Annotated in this window: 26 protein-coding genes; 13 read left to right on the forward strand and 13 right to left on the reverse strand. The window is 56.0% G+C overall.

Annotated features, from left to right (window positions below; translation table 11 throughout):
* Positions 1–214: 214 nt before the first annotated feature.
* Positions 215–1,429, reverse strand: a complete 1,215-nt coding sequence (locus G516_RS0109015; protein WP_028293377.1) for an NAD(P)/FAD-dependent oxidoreductase — start codon at positions 1,427–1,429, stop codon at positions 215–217.
* A gap of 68 nt (positions 1,430–1,497) precedes the next feature.
* Between G516_RS0109015 and G516_RS0109020 the strand changes: the two genes are divergently transcribed.
* The 8 genes from G516_RS0109020 to ccoM all read left to right on the forward strand — a co-directional run bounded on the left by G516_RS0109020 (position 1,498) and on the right by ccoM (position 7,362).
* Complete coding sequence (locus tag G516_RS0109020; protein ID WP_028293378.1) at positions 1,498–1,698, forward strand: DUF2788 domain-containing protein; 201 nt, start codon at positions 1,498–1,500, stop codon at positions 1,696–1,698.
* Between the two features lie 115 nt (positions 1,699–1,813).
* Positions 1,814–2,320 (forward strand): hypothetical protein, encoded by a 507-nt coding sequence (locus G516_RS0109025; RefSeq protein WP_028293379.1) that lies wholly within the window; start codon positions 1,814–1,816, stop codon positions 2,318–2,320.
* Between the two features lie 259 nt (positions 2,321–2,579).
* Positions 2,580–2,831, forward strand: coding sequence for a DUF4404 family protein (locus G516_RS0109030; protein ID WP_028293380.1), 252 nt, complete (start codon positions 2,580–2,582; stop codon positions 2,829–2,831).
* 69 nt (positions 2,832–2,900) lie between these two features.
* Positions 2,901–3,335: a CBS domain-containing protein gene (locus G516_RS0109035; RefSeq protein WP_051219151.1), complete on the forward strand. Its 435-nt coding sequence runs from the start codon at positions 2,901–2,903 to the stop codon at positions 3,333–3,335.
* A 542-nt stretch (positions 3,336–3,877) separates the two neighbouring features.
* Entirely contained in the window at positions 3,878–4,585 is a 708-nt protein-coding gene (locus G516_RS0109040; RefSeq protein WP_028293382.1) for a helix-turn-helix domain-containing protein, read from the forward strand.
* Between the two features lie 433 nt (positions 4,586–5,018).
* Positions 5,019–6,179: a glycosyltransferase family 4 protein gene (locus G516_RS21765; protein WP_051219153.1), complete on the forward strand. Its 1,161-nt coding sequence runs from the start codon at positions 5,019–5,021 to the stop codon at positions 6,177–6,179.
* Between the two features lie 40 nt (positions 6,180–6,219).
* Positions 6,220–6,525 (forward strand): hypothetical protein, encoded by a 306-nt coding sequence (locus G516_RS0109050; protein WP_028293383.1) that lies wholly within the window; start codon positions 6,220–6,222, stop codon positions 6,523–6,525.
* Positions 6,526–7,242: 717 nt separating this feature from the next.
* Positions 7,243–7,362, forward strand: a complete 120-nt coding sequence (gene ccoM, locus G516_RS25150; protein ID WP_281168016.1) for a cytochrome c oxidase subunit CcoM — start codon at positions 7,243–7,245, stop codon at positions 7,360–7,362.
* A gap of 149 nt (positions 7,363–7,511) precedes the next feature.
* Here ccoM and G516_RS25155 read toward each other — a convergent pair whose 3' ends face one another.
* The 8 genes from G516_RS25155 to G516_RS0109095 are packed head-to-tail and all read right to left on the reverse strand — an operon-like array spanning position 7,512 to position 15,033.
* Positions 7,512–8,300 carry a septal ring lytic transglycosylase RlpA family protein gene (locus tag G516_RS25155; protein ID WP_051219155.1) on the reverse strand — a complete coding sequence of 263 codons (789 nt, stop codon included), beginning with the start codon at positions 8,298–8,300 and terminating at the stop codon, positions 7,512–7,514.
* Positions 8,297–9,274: a lytic murein transglycosylase B gene (gene mltB, locus G516_RS0109065; protein WP_028293385.1), complete on the reverse strand. Its 978-nt coding sequence runs from the start codon at positions 9,272–9,274 to the stop codon at positions 8,297–8,299. Before mltB ends, G516_RS25155 begins: the two co-directional genes overlap by 4 nt.
* 27 nt (positions 9,275–9,301) lie before the next feature.
* A complete protein-coding gene (gene rodA / locus G516_RS0109070; RefSeq protein WP_051219157.1) occupies positions 9,302–10,444 on the reverse strand; it encodes a rod shape-determining protein RodA in 1,143 nt (380 codons plus the stop codon).
* The gene (gene mrdA / locus G516_RS0109075; protein ID WP_028293387.1) at positions 10,441–12,297 is read right to left on the reverse strand and encodes a penicillin-binding protein 2; all 1,857 of its coding nucleotides are present in this window, start codon (positions 12,295–12,297) and stop codon (positions 10,441–10,443) included. The genes rodA and mrdA overlap by 4 nt, the downstream gene beginning before the upstream one ends.
* A 7-nt stretch (positions 12,298–12,304) precedes the next feature.
* A complete protein-coding gene (gene rlmH / locus G516_RS0109080) occupies positions 12,305–12,772 on the reverse strand; it encodes a 23S rRNA (pseudouridine(1915)-N(3))-methyltransferase RlmH (protein ID WP_028293388.1) in 468 nt (155 codons plus the stop codon).
* The gene (rsfS, locus tag G516_RS0109085; protein WP_028293389.1) at positions 12,769–13,122 is read right to left on the reverse strand and encodes a ribosome silencing factor; all 354 of its coding nucleotides are present in this window, start codon (positions 13,120–13,122) and stop codon (positions 12,769–12,771) included. Before rsfS ends, rlmH begins: the two co-directional genes overlap by 4 nt.
* A 7-nt stretch (positions 13,123–13,129) precedes the next feature.
* Entirely contained in the window at positions 13,130–13,777 is a 648-nt protein-coding gene (nadD, locus tag G516_RS0109090) for a nicotinate-nucleotide adenylyltransferase (RefSeq protein WP_028293390.1), read from the reverse strand.
* On the reverse strand, positions 13,777–15,033 hold the full coding sequence (locus G516_RS0109095; RefSeq protein ID WP_028293391.1) for a glutamate-5-semialdehyde dehydrogenase: 1,257 nt from the start codon (positions 15,031–15,033) through the stop codon (positions 13,777–13,779). Before G516_RS0109095 ends, nadD begins: the two co-directional genes overlap by 1 nt.
* Before the next feature lie 207 nt (positions 15,034–15,240).
* On the opposite strand from G516_RS0109095, the gene G516_RS0109100 reads away from it, so the two are divergent.
* Both G516_RS0109100 and G516_RS0109105 read left to right on the forward strand, forming a co-directional pair.
* Positions 15,241–16,173: a nucleotidyl cyclase domain-containing protein gene (locus G516_RS0109100; protein ID WP_156878998.1), complete on the forward strand. Its 933-nt coding sequence runs from the start codon at positions 15,241–15,243 to the stop codon at positions 16,171–16,173.
* Entirely contained in the window at positions 16,157–17,137 is a 981-nt protein-coding gene (locus tag G516_RS0109105; protein ID WP_028293393.1) for a GGDEF domain-containing protein, read from the forward strand. Before G516_RS0109100 ends, G516_RS0109105 begins: the two co-directional genes overlap by 17 nt.
* On the opposite strand, the gene G516_RS0109110 is transcribed toward G516_RS0109105, so the two are convergent.
* Complete coding sequence (locus G516_RS0109110; RefSeq protein ID WP_028293394.1) at positions 17,138–17,404, reverse strand: hypothetical protein; 267 nt, start codon at positions 17,402–17,404, stop codon at positions 17,138–17,140.
* Positions 17,405–17,539: 135 nt separating this feature from the next.
* Here G516_RS0109110 and G516_RS0109115 point away from each other — a divergent pair, with 135 nt between their 5' ends.
* Complete coding sequence (locus G516_RS0109115) at positions 17,540–18,562, forward strand: DUF3549 family protein (RefSeq protein WP_169449514.1); 1,023 nt, start codon at positions 17,540–17,542, stop codon at positions 18,560–18,562.
* Complete coding sequence (locus G516_RS0109120) at positions 18,559–19,002, forward strand: YchJ family protein (protein ID WP_028293396.1); 444 nt, start codon at positions 18,559–18,561, stop codon at positions 19,000–19,002. Before G516_RS0109115 ends, G516_RS0109120 begins: the two co-directional genes overlap by 4 nt.
* Before the next feature lie 416 nt (positions 19,003–19,418).
* On the opposite strand, the gene G516_RS24655 is transcribed toward G516_RS0109120, so the two are convergent.
* The gene (locus tag G516_RS24655; RefSeq protein ID WP_156878999.1) at positions 19,419–19,586 is read right to left on the reverse strand and encodes a hypothetical protein; all 168 of its coding nucleotides are present in this window, start codon (positions 19,584–19,586) and stop codon (positions 19,419–19,421) included.
* A 21-nt stretch (positions 19,587–19,607) separates the two neighbouring features.
* Here G516_RS24655 and G516_RS0109130 point away from each other — a divergent pair, with 21 nt between their 5' ends.
* The gene (locus G516_RS0109130) at positions 19,608–20,735 is read left to right on the forward strand and encodes a hypothetical protein (RefSeq protein ID WP_156879000.1); all 1,128 of its coding nucleotides are present in this window, start codon (positions 19,608–19,610) and stop codon (positions 20,733–20,735) included.
* A 319-nt stretch (positions 20,736–21,054) separates the two neighbouring features.
* On the opposite strand, the gene G516_RS21775 is transcribed toward G516_RS0109130, so the two are convergent.
* The gene (locus G516_RS21775; protein ID WP_156879001.1) at positions 21,055–22,629 is read right to left on the reverse strand and encodes an alkaline phosphatase; all 1,575 of its coding nucleotides are present in this window, start codon (positions 22,627–22,629) and stop codon (positions 21,055–21,057) included.
* Between the two features lies 1 nt (position 22,630).
* Complete coding sequence (locus tag G516_RS0109140) at positions 22,631–24,178, reverse strand: alkaline phosphatase (protein ID WP_051219166.1); 1,548 nt, start codon at positions 24,176–24,178, stop codon at positions 22,631–22,633.
* Positions 24,179–24,590 lie beyond the last annotated feature (412 nt).

The raw sequence follows: 24,590 nt of genomic DNA on the forward strand, positions 1-24,590 counted from the left end.
TTCAGGCTAGCAGTGATTCGCTACTTGATACGCTTTCTTGATAACTAAATTGTCAAAATAAACTGACAATTTACTCTTTAGTGGATTTGAATCGTCTCAGAGGTCGACGCCTGAAACCTGCGGCGACCTCTGGAGTTCAAGCGTCTAACGCCTGTTCACACGGTTTTGATGGTGTTCTAAGGGTGTTCAAGCGCTTTTGGTTATGTGATGTTTATCACATATTTCTGCCTTCTAACAACTGTTCGGTGACGTACTCGGCGATTGCCAGACTGGCGGTCAAGCCGGGGCTTTCAATGCCCAGCAAGTTCACCAGGGTTGCTTGCTGAATCTGTTGGGTTTGGATTTCAAAGTCCCGGGCAGCCATGCCTGGACCGCTCAATTTGGGACGAATACCGGCGTAATCCGGTTGCAGCCGGGTTGAATCGAGCGTTGGCCAATACTGGCGAATGGCTTCGGCAAAATGTTCTTTCAGGTTTTCAGCCACAGCGTAGCGTTGGTTTGACTGATATTGCGAGCGGGTTAAAAACTGCACGTCCGGGCCAAATCGCAATTGCTTGCCGAGGTCGAGGGTGGCGTGGATGCCCAGTCCCGCCAGTCCCGGCTCAGGGAGTGGATACACCAGATGTGAAAACGGCGAACGTCCCTGATAGCTGAAATAGTGCCCGCGTGCTGGCCACTGTTGCAGCTCGGGCTCGTCACGTTCTGGCTTGCTTTGTTGTTCAGACTGGTCTGTTGACGGTGGCTGTGTCGTATTCAACGCCTGATAGAGATCCACTGCGTTGAGCCCGGCGCTATTGATGAGCGTGTTGCAGCTAAATTCAAATGGCCCATCGGCTGTGTCGACGCTGACCTGCCAGTGCCCCTGCTTTTCCTTTTGCCCAGCTCTATTGGAAGCCAGAGGACTGACCGGATGCGCAGAGCGGAAGCGGGTATTCAACGTCAGTGTGGCGCCTTGTTGCTGCGCTTGACTGAGCAACGACACCATTAAACCGTGGCTGTCGATGATGCCGGTCTCGGGAGACCAAAGCGCAGCCTCTGCAGCAACCTCAGGCTCCATTTTATGCAGTTGCTGACGGTCGAACAGCGTTAACGGAATACCCAGTCGCTTGGCGTTGCTGGCCAGTGCTGCCAGTTTGGGATGATCCGCAGTGGGGGCAACAATCAGCTTGCCAATTTGCTGGTGTTCGACATGGTGCGTCTGGCAGTAGTCGTACAGCAGCTTCCGACCACGGATGCAAAGCCGTTCCTTGAGGGAGTTGGCCGGATAGTAGAGCCCGGCGTGAATCACCTCGCTGTTGCGCGCACTGGTTTCACTGCCAATGCGGTCGTGCTGTTCGATAACCAGCACCGAATAGTGCGTAGACAGCGAGCGGGCCAACGCCAGCCCAACGACGCCGGCGCCAACAATACACAGATCAAAGTCGGTCATGGTTGAAAGTGCGATCCCATTCCACGTTTGCTAGGATTATGCGCCTTTTAACACATGAGGATCGCGGAATGAACGCCGGTCAGTTTGAAGATATTGCCATGACCATTGGCATTGGCGTGCTCATCATCTTTATGTTCTTCATCATTTACGATCTGGGAAAACGCTCAAAAGCGGGCAAGTTTGGGATGGCGGTGCTCTTTTTTGCACTGGGCTTGGGCATGCTCGGATTTATCGTCAAGACCGTATTGGTGGAATTGCTCGATTTGTAAGGGTTTTTGACCATTTTCTCCGATTTTCTCCACTTGGCACTGCATGTGCAGTATCCACTGCTAGATTGAAACTAAACAGTGACATTGCGCGGTTAGCCGCGCGATCGGAGGAAAAATGGAAGCTGCGCAAAATTTGGGCATTTGCTATCCCGCTCAAATAGCCGCCTCGGCAGCGACGTCAGCAGGCTGGCAAGTCCGTCTGCTCAATACAACTGTGGCACCTGACTCAACAGATATTGAAAAGACGGAAGGGGATCGCAAGATCAAGCTGTTTGCTGAAAACCTGATGCCGACCGTCGTCCACATGGCAAACTTCTATCACCTGCCTTTGGCTCAAACGCTGAATTTGGTGTACCTCGATTGCACCCGCAGTTTGGGCGAATGTGCGGCCACCTTGCTAGGTGTATTGCGAAGTTTGTCAGGTAAAAATGAAGCCTGGGTGCCGTTGGCCGCCAGTCACAGCATGCTGATGAACGCCTTGCGCATGTTGGCACCGGAGCTACTGCGACTGGACCTGCGTCATGCGCCACTGCTGTACATTGGTGACTACGCCAATTTTGCCGCTGTGCGTGAGCTGGGCCACGATGGCCAAATGCCGGTGTTCTGTCAGGCAACCTACTGATTGACTAACGCGAGTTCGGGGCTCTCTGCCCCGAGCCTGTGCATCCCTTCTGCGTTTCTTTATTCGTTCCACGTCGCCCGATGACACTGCTCGACAGAATTCCTCGAATCGGTCGGAACCAATCCCTTACGAAAATCATCCCAAAGTAACGGCAAGGTTACAGATTCTTGCGCCGGACCTGTGTCAGAGTCCTCAAACGTGGCCTGTGTCATGGGAAAACCCGCAAAGCTTGCCTAGACTCGAGCAAAAAGGGGAGTGAATGATGACGGATGAACTGAAAGACCAGCTGGGCCAATTGCATCAGGAATTGGCAGACAACCCGAAAATTGATGCCGAGTCGGCTGAGATGCTGCGTAAGATCGCGGCAGATATCGAGTTGATGGAACTGACCGATCACGGCGAACTGACCGAAGGCGTGCAGCGATTGGCGCTCGATTTTGAGCAGGATCATCCGACCCTGTCGGAAGTGCTGCGCCAGATCGTCGAAACCCTGGGTCGTATTGGGGTTTAGCCCATCCAATACCCCGGAGCTAGCGCCGGATTCAACAGATGTTCCTGACACTATTCGGAGAGTCACACGATGCGTCACATGCCTACCATCACCGAAGTTATGACGGCCTTTCCGGTACATGTAGAGGAAAGTACGCCACTTGCCGAAGCCCTCGATCTGATGAAAGAGCATCAATGCCATCACCTGCCGGTGATGGGCGGCAAGCAAGTGGTGGGACTGCTAAGCGGCGAAGACATCAAATTGGCGCAAAGCCCCGGACATGAAGATCAGGACTTTGAGGAACTGGTTGCTGGTGATTTGTGCCGCCGCCGGTTTGCCAAGGTCGATCTGCACACCCGGCTGGATATTGTGCTGACGGGCATGGGGGAGGAAGGCCTCAACGCCGTCATTGTGATGAAAAACGAAAAGCTGGCGGGCATTCTGACGACTCACGACGCCTGCCGCTTCTTTTCCCGCTGGTTGAAGAAAGAGTATCTGCCTGACGACGATCCGGGAATTGCCTGAGCCTTGATACCACTGCCCATATTGCAGAGTACTGGTGTAAACAAGTAATGCAATGCTAGCTTAAAGGCAGCGGATGGCTCTCCGGTTCTTTTATTCGGTCTGGATCTGCTGCCTGATTTTGTTGCCCTCGATTTATCCCTCTTTCTTTTTCTCTCTTTATCTTCTATCCCTTCCTGTTGCTGCTTTGCTCACTCTTACTCTGCATTCATTAGCTAGAACGGACGTGTCAGGGGCATTTGGTGAGCGGGGTTCCCTGATTGCACTATTTTTGAACCGCATTCATGTCATTGTGATTGCTTGTTGTGCAATTCAAGTGCGCAAACTTGATAATTCAATAAATTGATATTGATAAATCTATTTTTTAATCCAGGTGTGAAAGACAGGATTGTCACTCTGGTTGATAGAATTAGGACAAAAGGTGATTGAATTATGACCAAAATGGCGAAATGCGACGGTCTAGTGATTCAAAATGTAAAAAAAGTCGTCATTGGCAAAGAGCTGGTATGGAGTTTGCGATAGCAGGGGTAAAGGAGGAGTTGCCCATGTATAAGATCGCTGAAATGCAAGACTATCGCCAACCAAAGGCTAACGCTGCACTGTGGCTGAATGGTTTGACTGACATTATCGAAGGACGTTATCAGGATGAAGAAAGCATCCAACGCCTGTTGATGCTGATTTCCGAAAGTTCCGGTCTGCGTAATGTATCCATTGCGATGCCGGATTCTCCAAGCCGCTTCAAGGCTGCGTTTTGTTCAACCGGTGTTTCCAATGGTGTTTACAGCTTTGCTGTGCAGCACGCTCTGTGCCGTCTGTTTGAATCCCGCGAATGGCTGGTGATCAAGGAAGGCAGTGAGCGTCCGGAATCCGTGAACGCTGCTTCCTGCTCCCTGAGCGCTCAGGATCGTTGCCTGCTGGTTCCCCTGACCATTCGTCAGTCGGTACTGGCTGTACTGGTGATGGACCTGCGTGGCGAGCAACTCGACAGTGTTGACTTGAATCTGGTGCGTTGTCTGGGTGCTCAAATCGCTCAGGTGCTGGCGACCCAGGTGGTTCCAAACTTCAAAACCCTGTACGCCCGTCCTTATCAGCGTGTGCAGGAAAGCGAGCTGGATGATATCCACGCTGCTATCGAAAAATGCAATGGCAACAAAACCATGGCTGCCAAGGTGCTGGGTCTGACGCCACGTCAGCTGCGCTACCGTCTGGCCAAGCTGGGTGAAGACGCCAAGGAAGCCGAACTGGCTCATTGATGTAACCTGGCAACTCTTCCGGAAACCGGAGCTTCAGGCTCCGGTCTTCTTCCCCGTCGTTCGCCTCTGCCTGGACGCATGTGTTGATGAATGTATGGACGAATGTGAGGGCAAATGGGTGGATCGGGGAGTGAAGGCTGCCTTTAAAGCCGTAGGGCAATCCGTTTTGCAAGCCCATTAGGCGGCCAAACTTCTGTATTTGGTTTCACCTTTATTGGTACTGCTACCTTTACCTTTTACCGCTACCACCTCTACTGCTCTTAATACTGCTGCTCAACCACGTCGTTTCTCGGCTGTGTCCGCTCGTTGTTCCTGTCTCTTACCTCCGCTATTTTCTCATAGCGCTATAAGAACGTTATTGAGAAGGCGCTCTTCATCAAAGTGTCATTCCCATGCAGGCACACTCTGCTGATTTGGTCAGAGCGTTACCGGCATGTCCCAGCTTCGTATCAGCATCATCACTGAAACCTACGTTCCCGATGTTAACGGTGTGGCCAACTCCCTGCGCCAATTGATCAGTGCACTGGACCCGGAGCGGTTTCACATTCAGTTAATCCGTACCCGTCCGCGTTCTGACTGGAAGCCCGAAATCGAGGAGGTATGGTGTCGCGGTGTCACCATTCCCATGTATCCCGACCTGCAAATCGGTTTGCCTGCACCCAATACCATCAGGGATGCCTGGGAGCGTTTTCAGCCGGAATTCGTGTTCATTGCTACGGAAGGCCCTTTGGGTAATTCGGCCCTGAAACTGGCTCGTCAGCGCAATATTCCGGTATTGAGCGCCTTTCACACCAATTTCCATCGTTACAGCAGCTACTACGGCATGGGCTGGATCAAGACCCTGACGCTGAATTGGCTGCGGCGTTTCCATAATCGTACGGCCGGCACCCTGGTGCCGTCGGAAGAAGTCGCCCGTTTTCTGCGCCAGTCGCGTTTCAATAACGTGGACGTTCTGCCTCACGGGGTGGATTGCACTCTGTTTCATCCACGCCGGCGCAGTCCGGCTCTGCGCCAGCAGTGGTTGGGCGACGGGGATGGCAAGGTGATGCTGTACGTAGGCCGTATTGCCGCTGAAAAGAACATTCCACTGGTGTTAAAGACCTGGAGCGCCTTGAAGCAAAGCCAGCCCAATCTGACGTTGGTGATGGTTGGAGATGGGCCGCTCAAAGCCGAAGTTCAGCAGCAATATCCGCAAGTGATTCTGGCTGGGGTACAAACTGGTGAGGCACTGGCTCGGCATTATGCGTCTGCTGATCTGTTTGTGTTCCCAAGCCTGACGGAAACCTTTGGGTTGGTGACCCTTGAAGCCATGGCCAGCGGCTTGCCGGTTGTTGCCTTTGATATGGCGGCCGCTCATATGCACGTGACGTCTGGCAAAGACGGCGAACTCGCAGCACCTGATGATGAATCCGGTTTTATTGAAGCCAGCCAGCGGATGCTCGACGCTGACCTGGTCAAGGCCGGTCATCGGGCGCGTACTACCGCAGAGGCGATCAGTTGGGAATGCATCGCGGCGGAGTTTGTGGGTCACATTGAACGCCAGCTCGAACGCTGCGATGAACAGAATCGGTTGATTCGTCGCAGAATGGTATGAGGGTTGCAACTCTCTGGATGTATTCCAAGGGGGGAACACCATGTTTGAGTTCAACCGCACCAGCATCGCGCTGCTGCAAAAAATCAAAAAGTTGGCAAAAGAAGAACAAAATTGCGTCATCCATTATGACTCGCCAACGCTCGAGCAGGACCTGAGAACACTGGTAAGAAGCGGGGTTAGTGAGGATTTACTGGCTCTGGTGGAAGAATTTTTGCCGACGACCGAACCTACAGGACAGGTGCCAACCGGTGCCAAAACCTATCGCGGTGCGACTGTGATGATCGACGACCGTGAGCGTATTGGGCCATCGACCCGGGTATACCGTGGTCGTATCGTTAGTGGTTAACGACAATCGTTGTCGTTTTGTGGTGCAGTAAATACCGGTAGCAGACAATCTGTCGTGTTTTGGTGCAAATGGCGAGTCTGATAACTTTAGGGCACATCTATCTAATCCGGTGCCCGCTCTGGGGTTCTGGATGATTGTGAATCCCGAAGCCAGTTTGCAGGCCTGACGGGTCAAGTCAAAAACTGGCGACACAGAGTCGGAATCATCCATCAGCCCCCGAAGGGCGCGGGTTGCCGCTTCACATAGCTGCGTTAGATAACTTGAAAAGGACACGTCATTTCACTGTGTTATCCGCCTTGCTCTGAGAACCGGCAACACTCGCGCAGAGCTGTGCAGGATTAAATAGATGTTCCCTATAACATCGCTTTTGTACCAACCGTCACAGACAGTTCGTGTAGGCCATCACACCGTATCTGTGTAAACCGTCACAGTGCGGGGATGGTTTGGCTGCTGAGCCCGTCAGCCTTGAACCTTCAAGCATCGGGCACTGCCTGAGTCTGTCAGGGCTTGATAAAACCGGGCCAGTTTCTCTTTCTGGAACCCGTCGATCGTTCACCAATCACACTCTTTTGATGTGTATCAACAGAGCTTCGCCAATTCGTTTCAGCGCCAGAATCCGTTTGATGTACGTCAATGGCAGCCGCTCGCGCGCTGCTATTGTTAATTCATCGACACGGCCAACACCCTCAAACAACAAAAGACGAGAGGTAACCCACTATGTTTATGGATGAAGTAGTTCTTTCCGGATTGATCATTGTCGGCCTTACCTGCGCCTTTTTTGGCGGTGTTTATATGGCCGTTCGTAAGGATATCCGCAAGCACGGCACAGGCGAATAAGCCGCTGTTCTTGCCAACCTGTTTTCTGCGCTGAGTACCCTTGCCACGGGCCTGACCAGTTTGGTCATGGCCCTTTTTTTTGTGTTTTGCAGGCACTCTGATGCGGCCTGATAGCGGCGGGGGCTATTGTGAGGCTGGTTTGGAACTTTCTACTTGAGCACTTTTGAGCCATCCAGTTGATGGCTGGCCAGAATTACTGGCTTCTTGATACCCATTTCCCGCAACCGTTGCAGCACCTGCTGCAGGTCTGAGCCATCCGGCACTGGGCCAATGCGTACCTTGTGCAGCATTTTCTGGTTTTGCATTTCCGAGTGCAGCTCAACCGGCCAGGCCAGAGGTTTCAGTGATTGCTGTAAGTCGGCCACCTGTTGATTGGCGCGTGCCTTATCCGACAAGGCGTAAACCTGCACCCAGCGCACTTTTTCATTGCCGGGTGGCATCAGTAGCTCAACCTTGACCGGCGCAGTACCGTCCTTGTCGAGACCGATTTTCATGGCGGCGATGTAAGAAAGGTCAATGACCCGGCCTTCGTGAAACGGGCCTCGGTCGTTAACGCGCACTACGACGCTTTTGCCATTGTCTGTGCGAGTCACCCGGACATAACTTGGCAGCGGCAACGTTTTATGGGCTGCTGTGTACTGATACACGTCGTAGATTTCGCCACTGGACGTTGCATGGCCATGAAACTTCATACCGTACCAGGAGGCGATGCCGCTCTGGTTAAACACCGTCGGGTTGTCCATTACCGTGTATTGCTTGCCCAGTACCTTGTAGGTGGGGCCATTGCCCATCACTGCCATCGGCTCTTGCCTAGGGGTGGGTTCTGCAACACTGGTAGGGTCGGGGTGTTCAGGCGGGGTAAAGTCGTTCTTGTGCTGATAGCGACTGCTGCAGGCACTCAGTGCCAGCAGCAGGAGGATGGTGAACCAGAGTTTCACGATCGCAGTGCCTCACTCAGCTGATAAACCGCCATGGCATACAGGCGGCTGTGGTTGTAGCGAGTAATCACATAGTAGTTGTATTCGCCAAGCCAGAATTCAGCACCGTTTTTGCCAATCAGTTTGACCAGGCTGGCATCGGCATCATCTTCCACGGCTTCGGTTGGGGTGACCCCTTTGGCTTTCAGCTGGGCCACGGTCCATTTGGGCTTGAGGCTGTCGTTGACGGCGTCTTCGTATTGGTCACCGGAAACATGCACCCGCTGAGTCACGTCTTCGCCGCTTTTCCAGCCGTGACGGTTGAAGTAGTTGGCAACACTGTAGATAGCGTCTGCCGGATTGCCCCACAGGTCACGTTTGCCATCGCCATCGCCATCCACGGCGTAGGCAAGGAAGCTGGTCGGAATAAACTGGCCATAACCCATGGCGCCTGCGTAGGAGCCTTTCATGGTGGCCGGGTCCATGCCTTCGGTTTCGGCAACGGCAAAGAAGGCTTTCAGCTCACGCCAGAAGATCGGACGCTTGGGGTAATCGAACGCCAGTGTTGCCAGTGAGTCCAGCACCCGGTAGTTGCCTTGACGCTGGCCGTAGTAGGTTTCAACGCCAATGATGGCGGAGATGATGTGCGGTGGCACACCGTATTTTTCTTGCGCACCGGCCAGCAAGTCCTGGTATTTGACCATGAACTCCTTGCCTTGCTGGATGCGTTTCTCGGTCAGGAAAATGTCCTGATAGCGATCCCATTCCATGGTTTTTTCAGCCGGACGGGAAATGGCATCCAATACCGATTGCTGCTTTTTCGACTGCGACAGCCATTGGCGCGCTTCTTCGCGCGGCACCTGATATTCCTTTTCCAGTTCGTCCGCAAACTGCTCGAACTTCGGATGGGTGTCGTAACCTGCGTTGGCAGCGGATACACCGATGACGCTGGCTGCCAAACCCATTCCCATAACCATTTTCTGCAAAGTCTTCATATTGAATCCCTGTGACGCTTTGTTGTTTTAACGCTTGCGGTGGGTTGCCATGGACATGATCAATCCAAAGGCGGCCAGCAAACTGACCACCGAGGTGCCGCCATAACTTACCAATGGTAGTGGGACACCCACGACCGGCAAAATTCCGCTCACCATGCCGATATTTACAAACACATAGATGAAGAAGGTGACCGACAGACTACCGGCCAGCAAGCGCCCGAACAATGTTTCGCAGCGGCTGCTGAGAATCAGGCAGCGCACAATGATCAGGAAGTACAGCGCCAGCAGCAGGCAAACACCAATCAGGCCGAGTTCTTCTGCCAGCACCGCAATGATGAAGTCGGTGTGGCTTTCGGGCAGGAATTCCAGCTGTGACTGGGTGCCCTGCAGGAACCCTTTGCCTTCGATGCCGCCGGAACCAATGGCGGTTTTCGACTGGATGATGTTCCAGCCAGCGCCCAGCGGATCACTTTCCGGGTTCAGGAACGTCAGCACCCGCTGCTTCTGGTAACCGTGCATCACAAAGAACCACATGGCTGGTGCACTGGCAGCCACCAGAGCCACCAGAGTGCCGATCAGTTTCCACGACATGCCGGCAAAGAACAGCACCAGCAAACCGGAGGCTGAAATCAGCAGTGAGGTACCGAGGTCGGGCTGTTTGAGAATCATCACGGTGGGCACAAAGATGATCACCGCGGCTTTCAGCAAGTCCAGTATGGTCGGTGGAATCGGTCGACGGGCCATGTACCAGGCTACTGTTAGCGGCAAAATCAACTTCACCAGTTCGGAGGGCTGAAAGCGGGGTAGTCCCGGCAGGGCCAGCCAGCGCTGTGCCCCTTTGGCGCCAACACCGGCCACCAACACACCGGCCAAGGCCGCCAGCGCAATCAGATAGGCCCATGGAGCAACCAGCTGGTAAAAGCGGGGTGGAAACTGGGCGGCGATGATCATGCCCACGGTGCCGATGCCAAAGTGAATGGCCTGACGAATCACCATAGAGCTGCTTTGACCGCTGCCGCTGTACAAAATCAGCAAGCCGGTGGCGCCCAGTAGCACCAGTAGCAGTAACAGAATCAGGTCGAGGTGGACGTGCGCCAATGCCGCGCGGCCACGTTTGTAACCCGCCAGTGAGCCGGTTTCCAGAGTGCGTGAAAAATCCGATGACTTCACTCGCCTTCGCCTCCACCAAGGTACAAGTTAATCAGTGCCTGAGAAATCGGCGCTGATGTACGGCCTGCGGATTCGCCGTTTTCAACGATCGTTGCAACCGCAATTTGTGGGTCGTCCACCGGAGAGAAGGCCACAAACAAGGCGTGGTCACGCAGACGCTCGCGCAGGGCTTCGGAGTCGTACTCGGCATCCTGGGCAATACCAACGACCTGTGCGGTACCGGTCTTGCCGGCAATCGGGTGTTCCAGTTTGCGCAGCAGCGCACGGGCGGTGCCGTGGGTGCCTTCGACAACGTTCTGCATGGCGTTGAACATACGGTCCCAGTTTTTCTCGTTGTTCAGCACCACATCCGGTGGGGTGGTGCTTTCGTCAATGGTGGTATCGCCACTGTGGCTTAACATCAAACGCGGGGCGACCCACTTGCCACGGTTGGCCATGACGGCGGTGGCGGTGGCCAGCTGCAAGGGTGTGGCTTGCATATAGCCCTGACCGATGCCGAGGTTGACGGTGTCACCGGCGTACCAGTGTGAGCGACGGGTTGCCTGTTTCCACTCCCGTCCCGGCAGCAGGCCGGAATAGGTGTTGTCGACGTCGAGCGCGGTACGTTGGCCAAAGCCGAAACTTTGCAGGAACGGATGAATGCGGTCGATGCCCATCTTCACCGCCATGTCGTAGAAATAGACGTCGCAGGATTCAACGATGGCGCGTTTCAGATCAACCTTGCCATGGCCCTGACGCTTCCAGTCCCGGTACACCCGTTCGCTGTTGGGTAGCTGGAAGGAACCGTAGTCGTTGATGGTCTGGCTCCAGCTGGCAACGCCCATGTCGACCACGCCAAGGCCGAGGAATGGCTTGAGCGTGGAGGCTGGTGGGTAGCGGCCACGAATCGAGCGGTCGAACAGCGGCAGGTCGGGGTTGTCGCGCAGGGCGTTGTAATCCTTGTGCGAAATGCCGGTGACAAACAGGTTGGGGTCAAAGCCGGGGTTACTGTACATGGTCAGAATGCCGCCGGTTTTCACTTCGATGGCCACCACTGCACCACGGCGTCCTTCCATCAACTGACTGGCCAACCGCTGCATACGGGCGTCCAGATGCAGGGTGATGTCTTCTCCCGGAATCGGGTCAACCTGCTCCAGTACCCGCGTGATGCGGCCACGAGCATTGGTTTCGACCTTCTGATAGCCGGGTTCACCGTGGAGGTCGCTTTCGTAGTGCTTCTCGACACCCAGCTTGCCAATGTAACGGCTGGCGCTGTAGCGGCGTTCGGTATCCGGGTCGGCATCCAGCTGGTTCTGTTCGCGCTGGTTGATGCGGCCAACATAACCCAGCACATGGGCGAAGGTTTCCCCTTGCGGGTAATGACGAACCAGTTGCGCTTCGACGTCGACGCCTGGCAGGTAGTTGCGGTTAACCATGACCTTGGCGATTTCGTCCTCGGTCAGCTTGTGGCGCACCACCACCGGGTCGTAAGGGCGTCGACGCAATTCACGCCGCCGCTCAAATTGCTCGCGGTCGCGTTCGCTGACACCAATCAGGTCGTCGAGGAAGTTCAGCGTTTCTTCGATGTCGGGGACTTTTTCCGGCACCAGCGTGACGCTGTAGGTTGGCACGTTTTCGGCCAATAGCTCACCGTTGCGGTCATAAATCAGGCCGCGCTTGGGTGCCAGTGGCTGAATCTTGATGCGATTGTTTTCCGACAGGTTCTGGTACTTGTCGTAGAGGGTGATCTGCAGATGCGCCATTCGCCATCCCAGACCCGCCAGCATCAGGGTGATAACGATTGCGAGAATGATGGCGCGGGAGCGAAACAGCCTGATTTCAGCCGATTTGTCGCGAAAGGATTGCTCCCACATGCTTGCCTCATTTGTGGTACGGATGACCCTGTAGCAGGGTCCATGCACGATATATCTGTTCTGCTACAACCACCCGCACCAGTGGGTGCGGCAACGTCAGGCTGGATAGCGACCAACGTTTGCGTGCCATTTGCAGCAATTCCGGGTGAATGCCGTCTGGTCCGCCGACGATCAGGGCGACGTCGTGACCGTCCATTCGCCATTGTTTCAGTTCATCGGCGAGTTGTTCGGTAGACCAGGGCTTTCCTTTAACATCAAGCGCCAGCAGAAGTTCCTGCGGCTTCAAGGCTTTACGCAGAGCGTCGGCCTCTTGCTGCATGGCCTTTTCCTTGCTGCTGCTCTTGCTGCGGTGGCCTGGTGCAATTTCCACCAGTTCCAGCGCGCAGTCTGCCGGTAACCGCTTGGCGTATTCCTGATAGCCTTCAGTCACCCAGGAGGGCATCTTCTGGCCTACCGCCAGCAGGCGGATTTTCATTCCTGAGCGGTTCCCTTGCCAGCGTCGGCAGGTTCACCCCAGAGGCGTTCCAGGTCGTAGAACTGACGAGCCTGATCGGTCATTACGTGGACAACCACGTCGATCAGGTCGATCAGTACCCAATCGGAAGAGGAGCGGCCTTCGGTGCCGTTTGGACGCAGGCCGGCATCCTTGGTTTTTTCTTCAACGTTACCGGCAACGGCGCTGACGTGGCGGCTGGAAGTACCCGTGGCGATCACCATCCAGTCGGTCACGGAGGTACGACCGCGTACGTCCAGAACGGTGATATCTTTGGCCTTCATATCATCCAGCGCGTCAATAACCAGATCTTTGATTTGTTCGGTTTGCATTCGTTGTTTATCGATAAAGTTGTTGTTGAGTAAGGTACTCCAGCACGGAGTCTGGAGTGAGGAACCGAACATTGTCGCCTTTTGACAGGGCTTTTCGCAAGCCTGTGGCAGAAATGTCGAGTCCCGGCAGTGTTTGTTGGCAAATTGAGCCGTGGTCGGAGGCTAATAACTCCTCCAGAGTGGCACGGCGTTTATGCCATTGCTGGGATTGCCATGGCGCCAGCGGCTGGCTGTCGCCGGGGCGGCTGATGACCAGCAGATTGGCCATCCTGAGAATGTCGTCGCAGCGGTGCCAGCGGTCGAAGCTGAACCAGGCGTCGGTGCCCATCGCCCAGGTAAAAGAGACTCCCGGATGTTCCTGACGCAGCACTTCCAGCGTAATGGCGCTGTAGCTGCATTCGGGGCGTTGCAGCTCGATATCGCTGACGTCGATGCCATCGAGTCCAGCGGTCGCCAACTGCAACATGGCCAGCCGCTGATCGCTGCTGGCTTGTGGGCTTGGACGGTGCGGCGGAATGCGGTTAGGCATCAGCAACACCTTGTCGAAACCGGCGTCACGCAGTTGCAGGGCAATACGCAGGTGACCAACGTGCACCGGGTCGAAAGTGCCGCCGAGAATGGCCCAGTGGGCCGACGGCGCGCTTGCAGCCGTCATTATTTACGCACTTCCCCGTTGCCGAAGACCACGTATTTCTGCGAGGTCAGGCCGTCCAGACCCACCGGGCCACGGGCGTGGATCTTGTCGGTGGAAATGCCAATTTCAGCGCCGAGGCCGTATTCAAAGCCGTCGGCAAAGCGAGTCGAGGCGTTGATCATGACGGAAGCGGAATCGACTTCGGTCAGGAAACGACGGGTGAGGCTGTAGTTTTCGGTGATGATGGCGTCGGTGTGGTGGGAGCCATGGCGGTTGATATGACGAATGGCTTCGTCGATATCGGCCACCACTTTCACCGCCAGAATCGGCGCCAGGTATTCGGTGTCCCAGTCTTCGTCGGTGGCAACCTTCATGCTGGAAACGATGGCGCGGGATTGTTCGCACCCACGCAGTTCCACACCCAGGCCACTGTAGGCATCGGCCAGTTCCGGCAGGATGTCGGCAGCCACTTGCTGGTGCACCAGCAGGGTTTCCATGGTGTTACAGGTACCGTAGCGATGAGTCTTGGCATTAATGGCGATGTTCATCGCCTTGGCCTTGTCGGCGGCGGCGTCGATAAACACGTGGCAAATGCCATCCAGATGCTTGATGACCGGCACGCGGGCGTCGTTGCTGATGCGCTCGATCAGGCCCTTGCCGCCACGGGGGACGATCACGTCGACGTAGTCCGGCATGGTGATCAGCTCGCCAACGGCGGCACGGTCGGTGGTTTCAACCACCTGTACCGTGGTTTCCGGCAAACCGGCGGCTTTCAGACCGGCGCTGATGCAGCCCGCCAGAAAGCGGTTGCTGGCGATGGATTCAGAACCGCCGCGCAAAATGGTGGCATTGCCGGACTTCAGGCACAGGCTGGCGGCTTCGATGGTGACGTTGGGGCGGCTTTCGTAAATGATGCCGATAACGCCCAGCGGTACACGCATTTTGCCCACCTGAATGCCGCTTGGACGGTACTTCAGGTCGGTGATTTCGCCAATCGGGTCGGGCAGGGATGCGACCTGTTCCAGACCTTCGATCATGGTGTCGATGCGCGGGTCGGTCAGTTCCAGACGGTCCAGCAAAGCGGCGTCGAGCCCTTTCTGGCGGCCGTTTTCGAGGTCTTCAGCATTGGCCTGACGCAAGGCTTCGCGTTGTTCACGAATGTTGTTGGCAATGGCCAGCAGTGCCTTGTTCTTGTTGCTGGTGGAAGCACGGGCAATCTTGGTGGCGGCTTCGCGAGCCTGTTGGCCCAGCTCCAGCATGTATTGGCTTACATCCATTATTACACCTGATCGGTCAAAATCGCGTTGAGTCGCGGGTACAAAAGTGGACTAGTATACATGAGGGGCGGCGACAGGTAACGCGCAGTGCACGTGCAAATCCGCAGCGGATTTCAGGCCGTCCCGAAGGTGGAATTCAACATCAGATCCGGCCGTTGTCTGGCAATAAAACGGGCGATCAAACGGGTAACCAAGGACAGCGAGCGTATGCTCACAGGCAAGCATAATCCCTATTTTCTAAGGCATCAGTCGATCCGGCTGGTGGCGACCTACTGTTTATTAATGGCCGCAGCGCTGTCGGTGCTGGCGCTGGTCGACTATCTGCAAACCAGCACGCTGGACTCCATCAGTATTGGTGGGCTGGCAGCATTGTTGGCCGCCTATGGCGGTTTTCTTTTATGGCGCGACCGTCCGTTCGACAGCAGCTGGCCGGAATGGCTGGTGGTGATTGCGCTGGCAGGCTGGACCATTTCTGGCGTGATGGAAGACCTGTTGGGGGTTCATGCTGCCTACTGGCTGCCTTTCTATCTGGTATTTGCTGTGCGCTGGGCGCATGCGGCGATGGCCATTGCGGTATTTTCGGCGCTGTTTTCAATGTTGGTGCTGATGGGGGATCTGGGGGCTCGAGGTCAGATTCTGACGACTTATCTGGTCAGTGCTGCAACCGCGCTGTGTTTTGGCTGGCTCAACGACCGGGGTGAAGCACACATGCTGGCGCAATTGGGTCAGGACCCGCAAACCCGGGCTTATACCGAGCGTCAGTTGATTGAGGATCTGGCCAAGGAAATTCCTCGCGCCGACCGTCAAACCAGTCGTCTGCTGCTGGCGGTGGTGGTGATTCCGCAGCCGTGGAAAACCCAGGGGCGGGAAGTATTGGAGCAGCATCTTTGTGATATTGCCGATGCCCTGCGCCAGTACGCGCTGCCGTTTCACAAGGTCTACAAGCTGGATTCCGAAGATTTCGTGGTGTTGATGCCTCACGGCAAAAGTCTCGATATGCAAATGATTGAAACCCGCATGGCGCCGGTACTGGGCAATCCGGATGAGCTGCCGATGGTGGCCTTGCACTACCAACCGGATGACGATCAGGAATCGCTGTTGGCGCGGATTGAGGAGGCGGTGAATGATTTCAGTCGCTGAACGACACCGCCAGCAGCCGCTGCTGCGTTGCAGTGTGTTGGTGTTCATGGTGCTGGTGTACAGCTGGAACACCTTCGAGGACTTTATGCTGGGTCGCTACGACAAGGTGTTGTGGCAAATGGTGTTGATACCTGTGCTGTTGCTGGCGGCGGTGCTGCTGTGGTTGCGCAAGCATAAATCCCACAACGATTCCGTGGTGCTGCCTGCGTTGGTGATCTGTGCCGCCGGTGCGTTATGCCTGTTGCCAGAGTATCCGCAGTTGGTATGGCACCAGATTCTGATGCCGCCGTTGGTGGGGTATTTTTGCTTGCGAGAAAAAGTCGCCCATGTGTTTGCGGCCGGTTTGGGAGCTTTGGTATTGCTGATAGGACTGTTGTCGGTTGACCCTTTGCTGGCCCTACAAGGCACCGCTCAGTACGCCATGATTACCGGCTCGGTGGCCTGTTATGCGGTGATGGTACGGATGCGGGATGCGTCCCTCAATGCGCTGGCGTTGAAGGATTGGGAGTCGTTGGCTTACACCGAACGGCAGTTGGAACCGATGGTGCAGCAGGAGCTGTTGCGCAGTGGTTACAACGGCAAGCAGCTGTCGCTGATTGGTTTTCAGGTTGACGATTACGACCAGCTCAAGAATCAGACCAATGTGCGGCTGTTCTCGCGTTTATGGCCCGCGTTTGTCAGAGCCTTGCAAGACGATGTGCGTGCTGGTGATGAAGTATTTCGCCAGCGAGATGACCTGTTTGTGCTGATGTTGCCGGATTGCCCCGAAGATGGCGCGATTGTGCTGATGGAGCGGATTCGGCGTCATCTGGGCGAAACCGAATGGCCAGGCATTGGCGAGTTGTCGTTGATGACGGCGACGGTGACCAGTAATCCGGGCGAAAAGTCGGCCGATCTGGCGCGCCGACTGTTCACCCGAATGGCCAAGCAAAAACGGGCGTCGTTGCAATCGGCGGCGTTCTGATCAGTTGTCGTTTTGGGCGTTACCGTCCAGACGACTTTGCAGGTAGCGGTTGGTCTTGTTGGCTTCGTTCAGTTGCCAGGTGAGGTCGGCTACCTGCTGTTGCAATTCCTTGCTTTGCTGCTGCTCGGCTTTGTGCTGCTCGGCAATTTCTTTCAGGCTTTGTTCGGCCGCCGCCACTTGTTGCTTCCATTTCTGACTCAGCCAGAAGCTCACCAACGCGCCTCCCAGCAGAAAACCGGCCAACAGTGCGGCAATACTGACGATCATATCTTGCTCCAGAAAATCCTCTTGGGGCAGCCATGGTAACCCGCAGCCCGGCTGGTTGAAATGCACGGTGCAGTCAGTGGCTATCGCATCTGCTACACTGCGCCGCTTTCCATTCAGGGTTTGACGAGGCTTTCTGTGACCATTTCAGAACTGGTTCGCCAGCGTGGCGCCAACTTGTGTATTTTCGATATGGGTCGTCGTATCCAGTCATTGGATGCGGGACTGTTCGACGATATCGAGCAGCAAAAGCGCCCGTACCCGTCGCCTTATTTGAAGCACGCCTGGTTGGGCTTGCTGAGCTGGCATCCGAACGAACCGGGCCAGCACGCCATCTGGTTTTTGAAACTGCCGCTTGATGAGCAAGGCTTGCTGGACGCCCAGGCCCGTGATGGCTTTGTTCGCTACATTGCCCAGCGCATGGCCAGCCCGGAAGCCGACAAGGGCGAAGGTGAAGCACCGTTCAGCTTCAAGCCGGATGGCAACCGGATGGCGTTTTTCCACGCTTTGGCGGGGCGTCAGTTGGGTGCTGAAAACAGCCGCTTCTACGACACTACACGGGCTTATCTGGCCGGTGATATTGGTTGGGAAAACTGGCAGCAACTGGGCCTGCAAGGCTTGGCCGAAGTGGTCGCCAATCACGACAAGGACAACAACGAAGCATTGCTGGCACGCGCCATTCCGTACCTGCCGACCGTGCCACTAAACGTGGTGCTGGGCTTTATGGAGAACATTGCAGCGGCTCAGGATGTGACGACCGCGGTGAATGATCGTTTGGCGGCGGTGATCAAGGCCGGTGCTACTGCCAATGACCTGGCGGCCTTCGCGCGGGCGCTGTCGCACAGCCAGAATCTGGAGCAACGGCATTTGTTGCTGGCGGCGATTTTGCGCCATCCGCAAGCGGTGCAGGTGGAAGTGCTTGCGGCGATTTCCAGCCGTTGTTGGGCCGACTTGAGCGGTGACCTGCTGCTCGATTTTCTCGAAGTACTGGCTTCCAACGCCGGTGGCGACGACGTATTCAACGCGTTGGTGGCCGACATGATGAGCCTGCCGGGCATGCGTGACCGCATGATGTCGGTGTTCACGTCGGGCAAGCAGAGTTCAAAACTGGATCAGGCGGTGACCCGTTTGCTGGGTGCTGTGCGCGGGCAGATGCAATGACGGCGCTGTGTCCTTGCGGTAGCCAACAAGACTACGCGGCTTGCTGTCAGCGGTTGCACAATGGCACGCCGGCGGAATCGCCAGAGGCTTTGATGCGTTCACGCTTCAGTGCATTCGCGTTGGGGCTGGATGACTACATTCAACAAAGCTGGCACCCGGATACCTGTCCGCAAGGCCCGTTCACCGAAGCGGGCACGCGCTGGACTCAATTGCAGGTTCAGCAGGCGTCGGAGTCTGGTGATGAGGGGCAGGTGACCTTTGCGGCGACCTTTCATGCCGAAGATGGCTGGCACCAGCTGATCGAGCAGTCTCGTTTTGTGAAGCAAGCGGACGGCTGGAAGTACCTGGATGGCCAGCCGCAGTGGCTCCGGCTGCAACCCGGTCGCAACGATGCCTGTCCGTGCGGCTCTGGTTCCAAGTTCAAAAAGTGCTGTGCCTGAGCTGCTCTGCTGGGAATAGTCTGGAGTGGAAAAGCTCAGTGGGTGTCCTGGGAGCGGGTCATCCCCTTCAGAACCATTCCCCAGATCATGGCAAACGTTCCCACGGTGGCCACCAGCATCGACAGGTTAATCAACAGAGTGTGGCGGCTGTAATAGCTCGTGAAGGACCCTCTGAATAACTCTGCACAGCTCTGCGCGAGTCCTGCAGGTTGTCAGAACAAGGCGGCGAATGCAGTGGAATGACTAGTCCTTTCCAAATTCGCCAACACCGTTCTGGCGGCCTGCAGGCCGCGCCCTACGGGGATGGCAGGGCATTGCTGACTCTGTGTCGCTGATTTTTGACTTGACCCGTCAGGCCTGCAAATCAGCTCCGTGATTCAGCTTCGCCTTGTCATCCAGAGCGGGCACCGAGTTATTCAGAGGGTCCTTAGCTCTACGTCGCCAGATTCACACTGGCCGCTGGCGGGGGAATAGGTTAGTCCCAATTGCTCGCAGTCGGTGATGTGGTTGAGGTCGATACTGTAGACAATCAGTAGCAGCACGACTGGCAAGGTAAACGCGATGGTGCCAATACGCAGTAACATGGGATCAATCTTTCCTCTTTTATGATGTCTTGTATCCGGATGGCTCCGCTGGGGCTGGTTACTTCGTGGGCCATGCCGTTGTGGGGCATGTTTTTGTGGGGCATGTTTTTGTGGGGCATGTTGCTGGCCATGATAGCACCTCTGTTGCATGCTGCGGACGAGCATGCTGATTCGGTCGTGTCGAACGTTGTGGTTGTGTCAGAAGCTGCCTCTGCGTCGGAAACAGAGAGCGAAAGCAGTGAAGATAAAGTGCCCCGTCAAGAGCTGGCCCCTGAACTGACCGCTGCTCTGGCGGCGATTCGCCAGCGTTTAAGCGCGCCTGAATTATCTGATACGGATCGTAGCCGACTGTTGTACGCCATGCAGGAGGTTCGTCAGCGCTGGCCTGAAGACTGGAGCATACTGCCGCTGGCGTATCGGTGGGCAGAGCGTTCCATGGCTGTTGCCGAACAGGCGTTTGAAGCGGGTCGGCAACGTCAGGTGCAGCGGATTCTGGATCAGATTTGGCAAATGACACCGTTGCAGCCTGGCCTTGCTGAACTTCAACGACGGGTGGATCAGCGGACCCGGTGGGCCGACGATGAGGGCGAAGCCGACCCTGCTGGAGCGACGAATCTGGCGTTTGGTACGGGTTCGCCCGAACGTCGTGCGACTGAAAGTACGATGTTTGCTGAAGACAGTTTGCCGATGCCCGCTGTTATTTCCCCTCTGATCTCCTCTCAAGCGTCTGAATTACTCGTCGACAGGCAAGAGAGCTCGGATACGTTTGCCCCTGATTTGGAGCTGGTGGATCTTGCTTTGCTGGACGATGGGGTTCATCGCCAATTCCGTAATCGCAAGCAGGATAATTCACCGGCTTTTGCGCGTTTTACCTTACCTCAGGATGCCATCAGCGAGCGTCGGGCCACGATCCAAACCGAGCTACAGCCAGTGTGTGAAGCCGTGGTTGAAAACGGCGCGTCGGTCATTATTCATGCTGCCAATCAGGATGACTACCGCTGGCTGACGGTGCGTTTGACGCTTTGTATTCGGCGTGTTGATCCGGCTTTTCGGTTACGCCAAAGCTTCCGCCAGACGGCGGATACCCCTCATATTTCCCTGCACCCGGGCCGCAGTTTCTCACTGCGGCCGTCTGATGTTTTGAATTGATCTGATCCGCTAACAATCTCTCGGCCATAAAAAAAACGCCAGTAGCTGTAGGGCCCCTCAGACACAAAAAACGCCAGTAGCTGTAGGGCTCCTCTGAATAACTCTGCGCAGCTCCTGCATCCATGCAGTCGTGCGCGAGTTCTGCAGGTTGTCATGGGTTTTTTACAACAACCCCGCGGTGAGTGCATCGGAATGGCTGGCCCTTTCCAAATCGGGCTCCGAGTTATTAGAGGGTCTCTACCATAAAAAACGCCAGCAGCTGTCAGGCATACTGGCGTGAAGTGCCAATTGGAGTCCTTTCTATGAGGGCTTTGTTATATCAATTTTCTGGTGCTTCACCGGTCATGGCGTAGCGCATCAGGTGGTAAATCCAGTGTTGTTCCATGGTGCCACCTAACAGGTGTGCGAAAGGGCCGACGGCATACACGGCAACGTCTTCACCGCCATGGGTTTCTGACTCCAATGGCACTAACGCCTGTTGCAGGTAATCTTTCGACAGGGCTTCCTGCTCGGTGATGTCCGGCCGCGGCACACTGACGGCACCCGGGCCGTTGCGGTAGTTCATCGAGGTGTAGGTCTGGCCATCTTCCAGTCGGCTCGGCTCTGACAGTGGTTGACCGTGTTCGTTGTTGGTTTTCACCACGCCGTTAATTGGGTTCCCTCGGGTCGGGTAGCCCGCCAATGTGAGGGTATGGCTGTGATCCGCAGTGACCAGCAGCAGAGTGTTGCTGAGGTCCAGATTGTTGATCAGCCAGTCGACCGTCTGGTGCAGTTCTTCGGTTTCTTTCAGGGCGCGGTAACCATTACCGGCGTGGTGGGCGTGGTCAATACGGCCTGCTTCGATCACCAGACTGAACCCTTGCGGGTTGTTCGACAGACGTTTTACCGCGGCTTTGGTCATGTCGGTCAGACTCGGCACGTTCTCGTCACGTTCTTCAACGTAGGGCAAATGCGATTCAGCAAACAGCCCGAGCCACTCGCCGTCACTCAAGTCGGCTTCCAGAAGTTGTTGGCGGGTGCTTACGTAATGATGGCCCGCCTGCTGTTGCCATTCGTTGGCAAGGTGACGACCGTCGGCACGAACGCCGCCATCGGCCTCAGGCACAAACATGCCAAGGCCGCCACCCAGTGCGATGTCGAGGTCGCTGCTGATCAGCTGCGCGGCAATGTCCTGACAGCCATTGGCGATGGCGTCTGCCGGCAACAGGCTGTCGGCTTCCCAGTTGCGCTCCGGGCTGTGAGCATAAGTAACGGCTGGGGTGGCATGGGTCAGGCGGGTGGTGGTGACCACGCCGGTGGCTTTGCCAGCCTGGCGGGCGTCGTTGAACAGGGTGTGCAGCTCGGTGCCATGGCTACTGGCGCAGTTGCTGCGCTCGGCGTCAGCATTGATCGCGATGACGCCGGCGCGGGTTTTGGTTCCTGTCATGAGGGCAGTCATGGTGCCGGCGGAATCCGGGGTTTGCAGGTCGGTGTTGTAGGTTTTGATCAGTGCTGAGTAAGGCAGGCTTTCAAAGCTCAGGTGGTATTCCTCGCCATCCATCCCCAGCTGTTGGCCGCTGTAGATTCGACCAGACGTCAGGGAGGTGATCCCCATGCCGTCGCCGATCACCAGTACAACGTTTTTGGCCATGCCGGTATTGGCGGCCTGCTGCTGGCGACGGTCGGCCTGCTGTTGGCCATTTTGATACCACTCATTGGTGGTGGTTGGGCTTGTAACTGCAGTCAGTCCTGACATCAATGGTGTGTTGTCAGTGTGCTGTGCAGAGTCTTGATCCGGAAGTGTGGAGGCGCATCCGCTTAATACGGTAACAGTGCAGGCCAACAGTGCCGCGGTCATGGTGCTGTTTTTCTGACCCTGATAGCGAGGGAATGATTTGGGGAATAAATACGTCATGTTACAGGTTCTCCCCGGACTGGGCCGCTACCGGCGTTTGAGTGGTCAGGTTCAGCGCGCGGCTGGTCAGATGAAAAATGGTGTTTTGTTCCAGCAGGCCACGGAACCACTGGCTGCCTGGCCCTTTGGCGTGCAAGGCAACGTCGTCACTGCCGTGGGTTTCGCTGCTGCGTTGACCCAGTGCTGCCTGATAGAAATTCGGATGGCTGCAATTGATGTCGTCGTGCCAGGGGATTCTTCCCAGTTGGCGTGGGGTATCCGTGGTGGTTTGTTGTGGCGGCAAGGTGCTGGCTCCCATGCCGTTGGCGTAACCCAGTGTGGTGTAGGGGGCACCGTCGTCGGCTTTGGTGCTGACGCCCTTGTACTTCGCTAACCCGAGAATGTTGTTGCCTCGGTCGGGGTAGCCCGCAAATGACAAGGTGTGGCTGTGGTCGGCAGTCACCACAATTAATGTGTCAGCGTCGTTTGTCATCCGGTCGGCAAAGTCGACCGCCTTGGCCATTTCAATGGCGTCGGTCAGAGCGCGATAGGCATTACCGGCGTGGTGGGCGTGGTCAATCCGTGCGCCTTCAATAATCAGTACATAGCCCTGATCACTGCCCCGGGTCTGTTGTTGCAATACCTGCAAGGCCGCAAAGGTCATTTCCTGCAATGACGGCTGGCTGTCATCACGGTCGTATTCATAAGCCATGTGGCTGTCGGCGAACAGGCCCAGAATCGGGGTGCGGGCGGACATATGGAACAGGTCATTTCGGCTCGCCAGATATTGGCCTTCGGGATACTGCTGGGTGAATTGGCTGGTTAAATCCTGATCGGTGCGTACGCCACCTGCAGTCTCCAGCACAAAGTTACGGCGACCACCTCCCATGGCGAGGTCGAGGCCGTGGGCGAAACCACGGCTGATCAGTTGGCTGGCAATGTCTTCACAACCATTGGCAATAGCTTCATCTGACAAGTCGCTGTTGGCTTCCCAATCACGTTCTGATGTGTGGGCATAGGTGGCTGCCGGAGTAGCATGGGTCAGTCGGGCACTGGTGACTACACCGGTAGCCATGCCCTGTTGGCTGGCGTATTCCAATAATGTTGTCAGTTCGTGGGCTTGTTGGCCTTCGCAGCTGGCGCGCAGTTGTTCGGGGCCGATGCTGAGCATGCCCGCGCGGGTTTTAACGCCGGTGACGATGGCGCTCATGGTGCCTGCGGAGTCGGGGGTTTGCTGGTTGGTGTTGTAGGTTTTGACCAGTGCTGAATAGGGGAAGCGCTCAAACGACAGAAAGTTTTCTTCGCCAGGCATGCCCTGCTGTTGGCCTTCGAGAATCCGTGCCGCCGTCAGTGTGGTGACGCTCATGCCGTCGCCAAGAAACAGAATCAGGTTGCGGGCGCGAGTGGCCGGGGCGGGCATGGTGAGTCGATTGGCCAGCCAGGCTTCGCCTTGCTGATAGTCCGGGGTGGCGTAGCCGCCAGCGGCATGAGCAGGCAGCGCCATCAGGCTGCCTGCTGCCAATGAGCCTGCGATCAGCCGGCGAAGGCTGCGAATGACAAATCGTTGCATGGAACTTCCGGTCCTATTTGAGTTCAGGATCAAGGTTGTAATTGGGGCGAGTCTAGGTTCAGTAGTCACCCGTATCCCGTGACAGTTGTGTGACTGCGGGTCTTTCTGGCTCACGAGTCATCTGTCGGTGGTGCTGGTGTCGGTGGTGCTGGCTTGCTGGCCCTAAGGACCCTCTGAATAACTCTGCACTGCTCTGCGCGAGCCCTGCAGGTTGTCAGAACAAGGCGGCGAATGCAGCGGAATGACCAGTCCTTTCCAAATTCGCCAACACCGTTCTGGCGGCCTGCAGGCCGCGCCCTACGGGGATGGCAGGGCATTGCTGACTCTGTGTCGCTGATTTTTGACTTGATCCATCAGGCCTGCAAATCAGCTTCGTGATTCAGCTTCGTCCTGTCATCCAGAGCGGGCACTG

It is taken from the genome of Oceanobacter kriegii DSM 6294, assembly GCF_000422845.1.
Lineage (GTDB): Bacteria > Pseudomonadota > Gammaproteobacteria > Pseudomonadales > Oceanobacteraceae > Oceanobacter > Oceanobacter kriegii.

Coding starts and splice junctions, on each gene's coding strand:
- G516_RS0109015 (WP_028293377.1), bottom strand. CDS start 1,429: ATGACCGACTTTGATCTGTGTATTGTTGGCGCCGGCGTCGTTGGGCTG.
- G516_RS0109020 (WP_028293378.1), top strand. CDS start 1,498: ATGAACGCCGGTCAGTTTGAAGATATTGCCATGACCATTGGCATTGGC.
- G516_RS0109025 (WP_028293379.1), top strand. CDS start 1,814: ATGGAAGCTGCGCAAAATTTGGGCATTTGCTATCCCGCTCAAATAGCC.
- G516_RS0109030 (WP_028293380.1), top strand. CDS start 2,580: ATGATGACGGATGAACTGAAAGACCAGCTGGGCCAATTGCATCAGGAA.
- G516_RS0109035 (WP_051219151.1), top strand. CDS start 2,901: ATGCGTCACATGCCTACCATCACCGAAGTTATGACGGCCTTTCCGGTA.
- G516_RS0109040 (WP_028293382.1), top strand. CDS start 3,878: ATGTATAAGATCGCTGAAATGCAAGACTATCGCCAACCAAAGGCTAAC.
- G516_RS21765 (WP_051219153.1), top strand. CDS start 5,019: ATGTCCCAGCTTCGTATCAGCATCATCACTGAAACCTACGTTCCCGAT.
- G516_RS0109050 (WP_028293383.1), top strand. CDS start 6,220: ATGTTTGAGTTCAACCGCACCAGCATCGCGCTGCTGCAAAAAATCAAA.
- ccoM (WP_281168016.1), top strand. CDS start 7,243: ATGTTTATGGATGAAGTAGTTCTTTCCGGATTGATCATTGTCGGCCTT.
- mltB (WP_028293385.1), bottom strand. CDS start 9,274: ATGAAGACTTTGCAGAAAATGGTTATGGGAATGGGTTTGGCAGCCAGC.
- mrdA (WP_028293387.1), bottom strand. CDS start 12,297: ATGTGGGAGCAATCCTTTCGCGACAAATCGGCTGAAATCAGGCTGTTT.
- rlmH (WP_028293388.1), bottom strand. CDS start 12,772: ATGAAAATCCGCCTGCTGGCGGTAGGCCAGAAGATGCCCTCCTGGGTG.
- rsfS (WP_028293389.1), bottom strand. CDS start 13,122: ATGCAAACCGAACAAATCAAAGATCTGGTTATTGACGCGCTGGATGAT.
- nadD (WP_028293390.1), bottom strand. CDS start 13,777: ATGACGGCTGCAAGCGCGCCGTCGGCCCACTGGGCCATTCTCGGCGGC.
- G516_RS0109095 (WP_028293391.1), bottom strand. CDS start 15,033: ATGGATGTAAGCCAATACATGCTGGAGCTGGGCCAACAGGCTCGCGAA.
- G516_RS0109100 (WP_156878998.1), top strand. CDS start 15,241: ATGCTCACAGGCAAGCATAATCCCTATTTTCTAAGGCATCAGTCGATC.
- G516_RS0109105 (WP_028293393.1), top strand. CDS start 16,157: ATGATTTCAGTCGCTGAACGACACCGCCAGCAGCCGCTGCTGCGTTGC.
- G516_RS0109110 (WP_028293394.1), bottom strand. CDS start 17,404: ATGATCGTCAGTATTGCCGCACTGTTGGCCGGTTTTCTGCTGGGAGGC.
- G516_RS0109120 (WP_028293396.1), top strand. CDS start 18,559: ATGACGGCGCTGTGTCCTTGCGGTAGCCAACAAGACTACGCGGCTTGC.
- G516_RS24655 (WP_156878999.1), bottom strand. CDS start 19,586: ATGTTACTGCGTATTGGCACCATCGCGTTTACCTTGCCAGTCGTGCTG.
- G516_RS0109130 (WP_156879000.1), top strand. CDS start 19,608: ATGATGTCTTGTATCCGGATGGCTCCGCTGGGGCTGGTTACTTCGTGG.
- G516_RS21775 (WP_156879001.1), bottom strand. CDS start 22,629: ATGACGTATTTATTCCCCAAATCATTCCCTCGCTATCAGGGTCAGAAA.
- G516_RS0109140 (WP_051219166.1), bottom strand. CDS start 24,178: ATGCAACGATTTGTCATTCGCAGCCTTCGCCGGCTGATCGCAGGCTCA.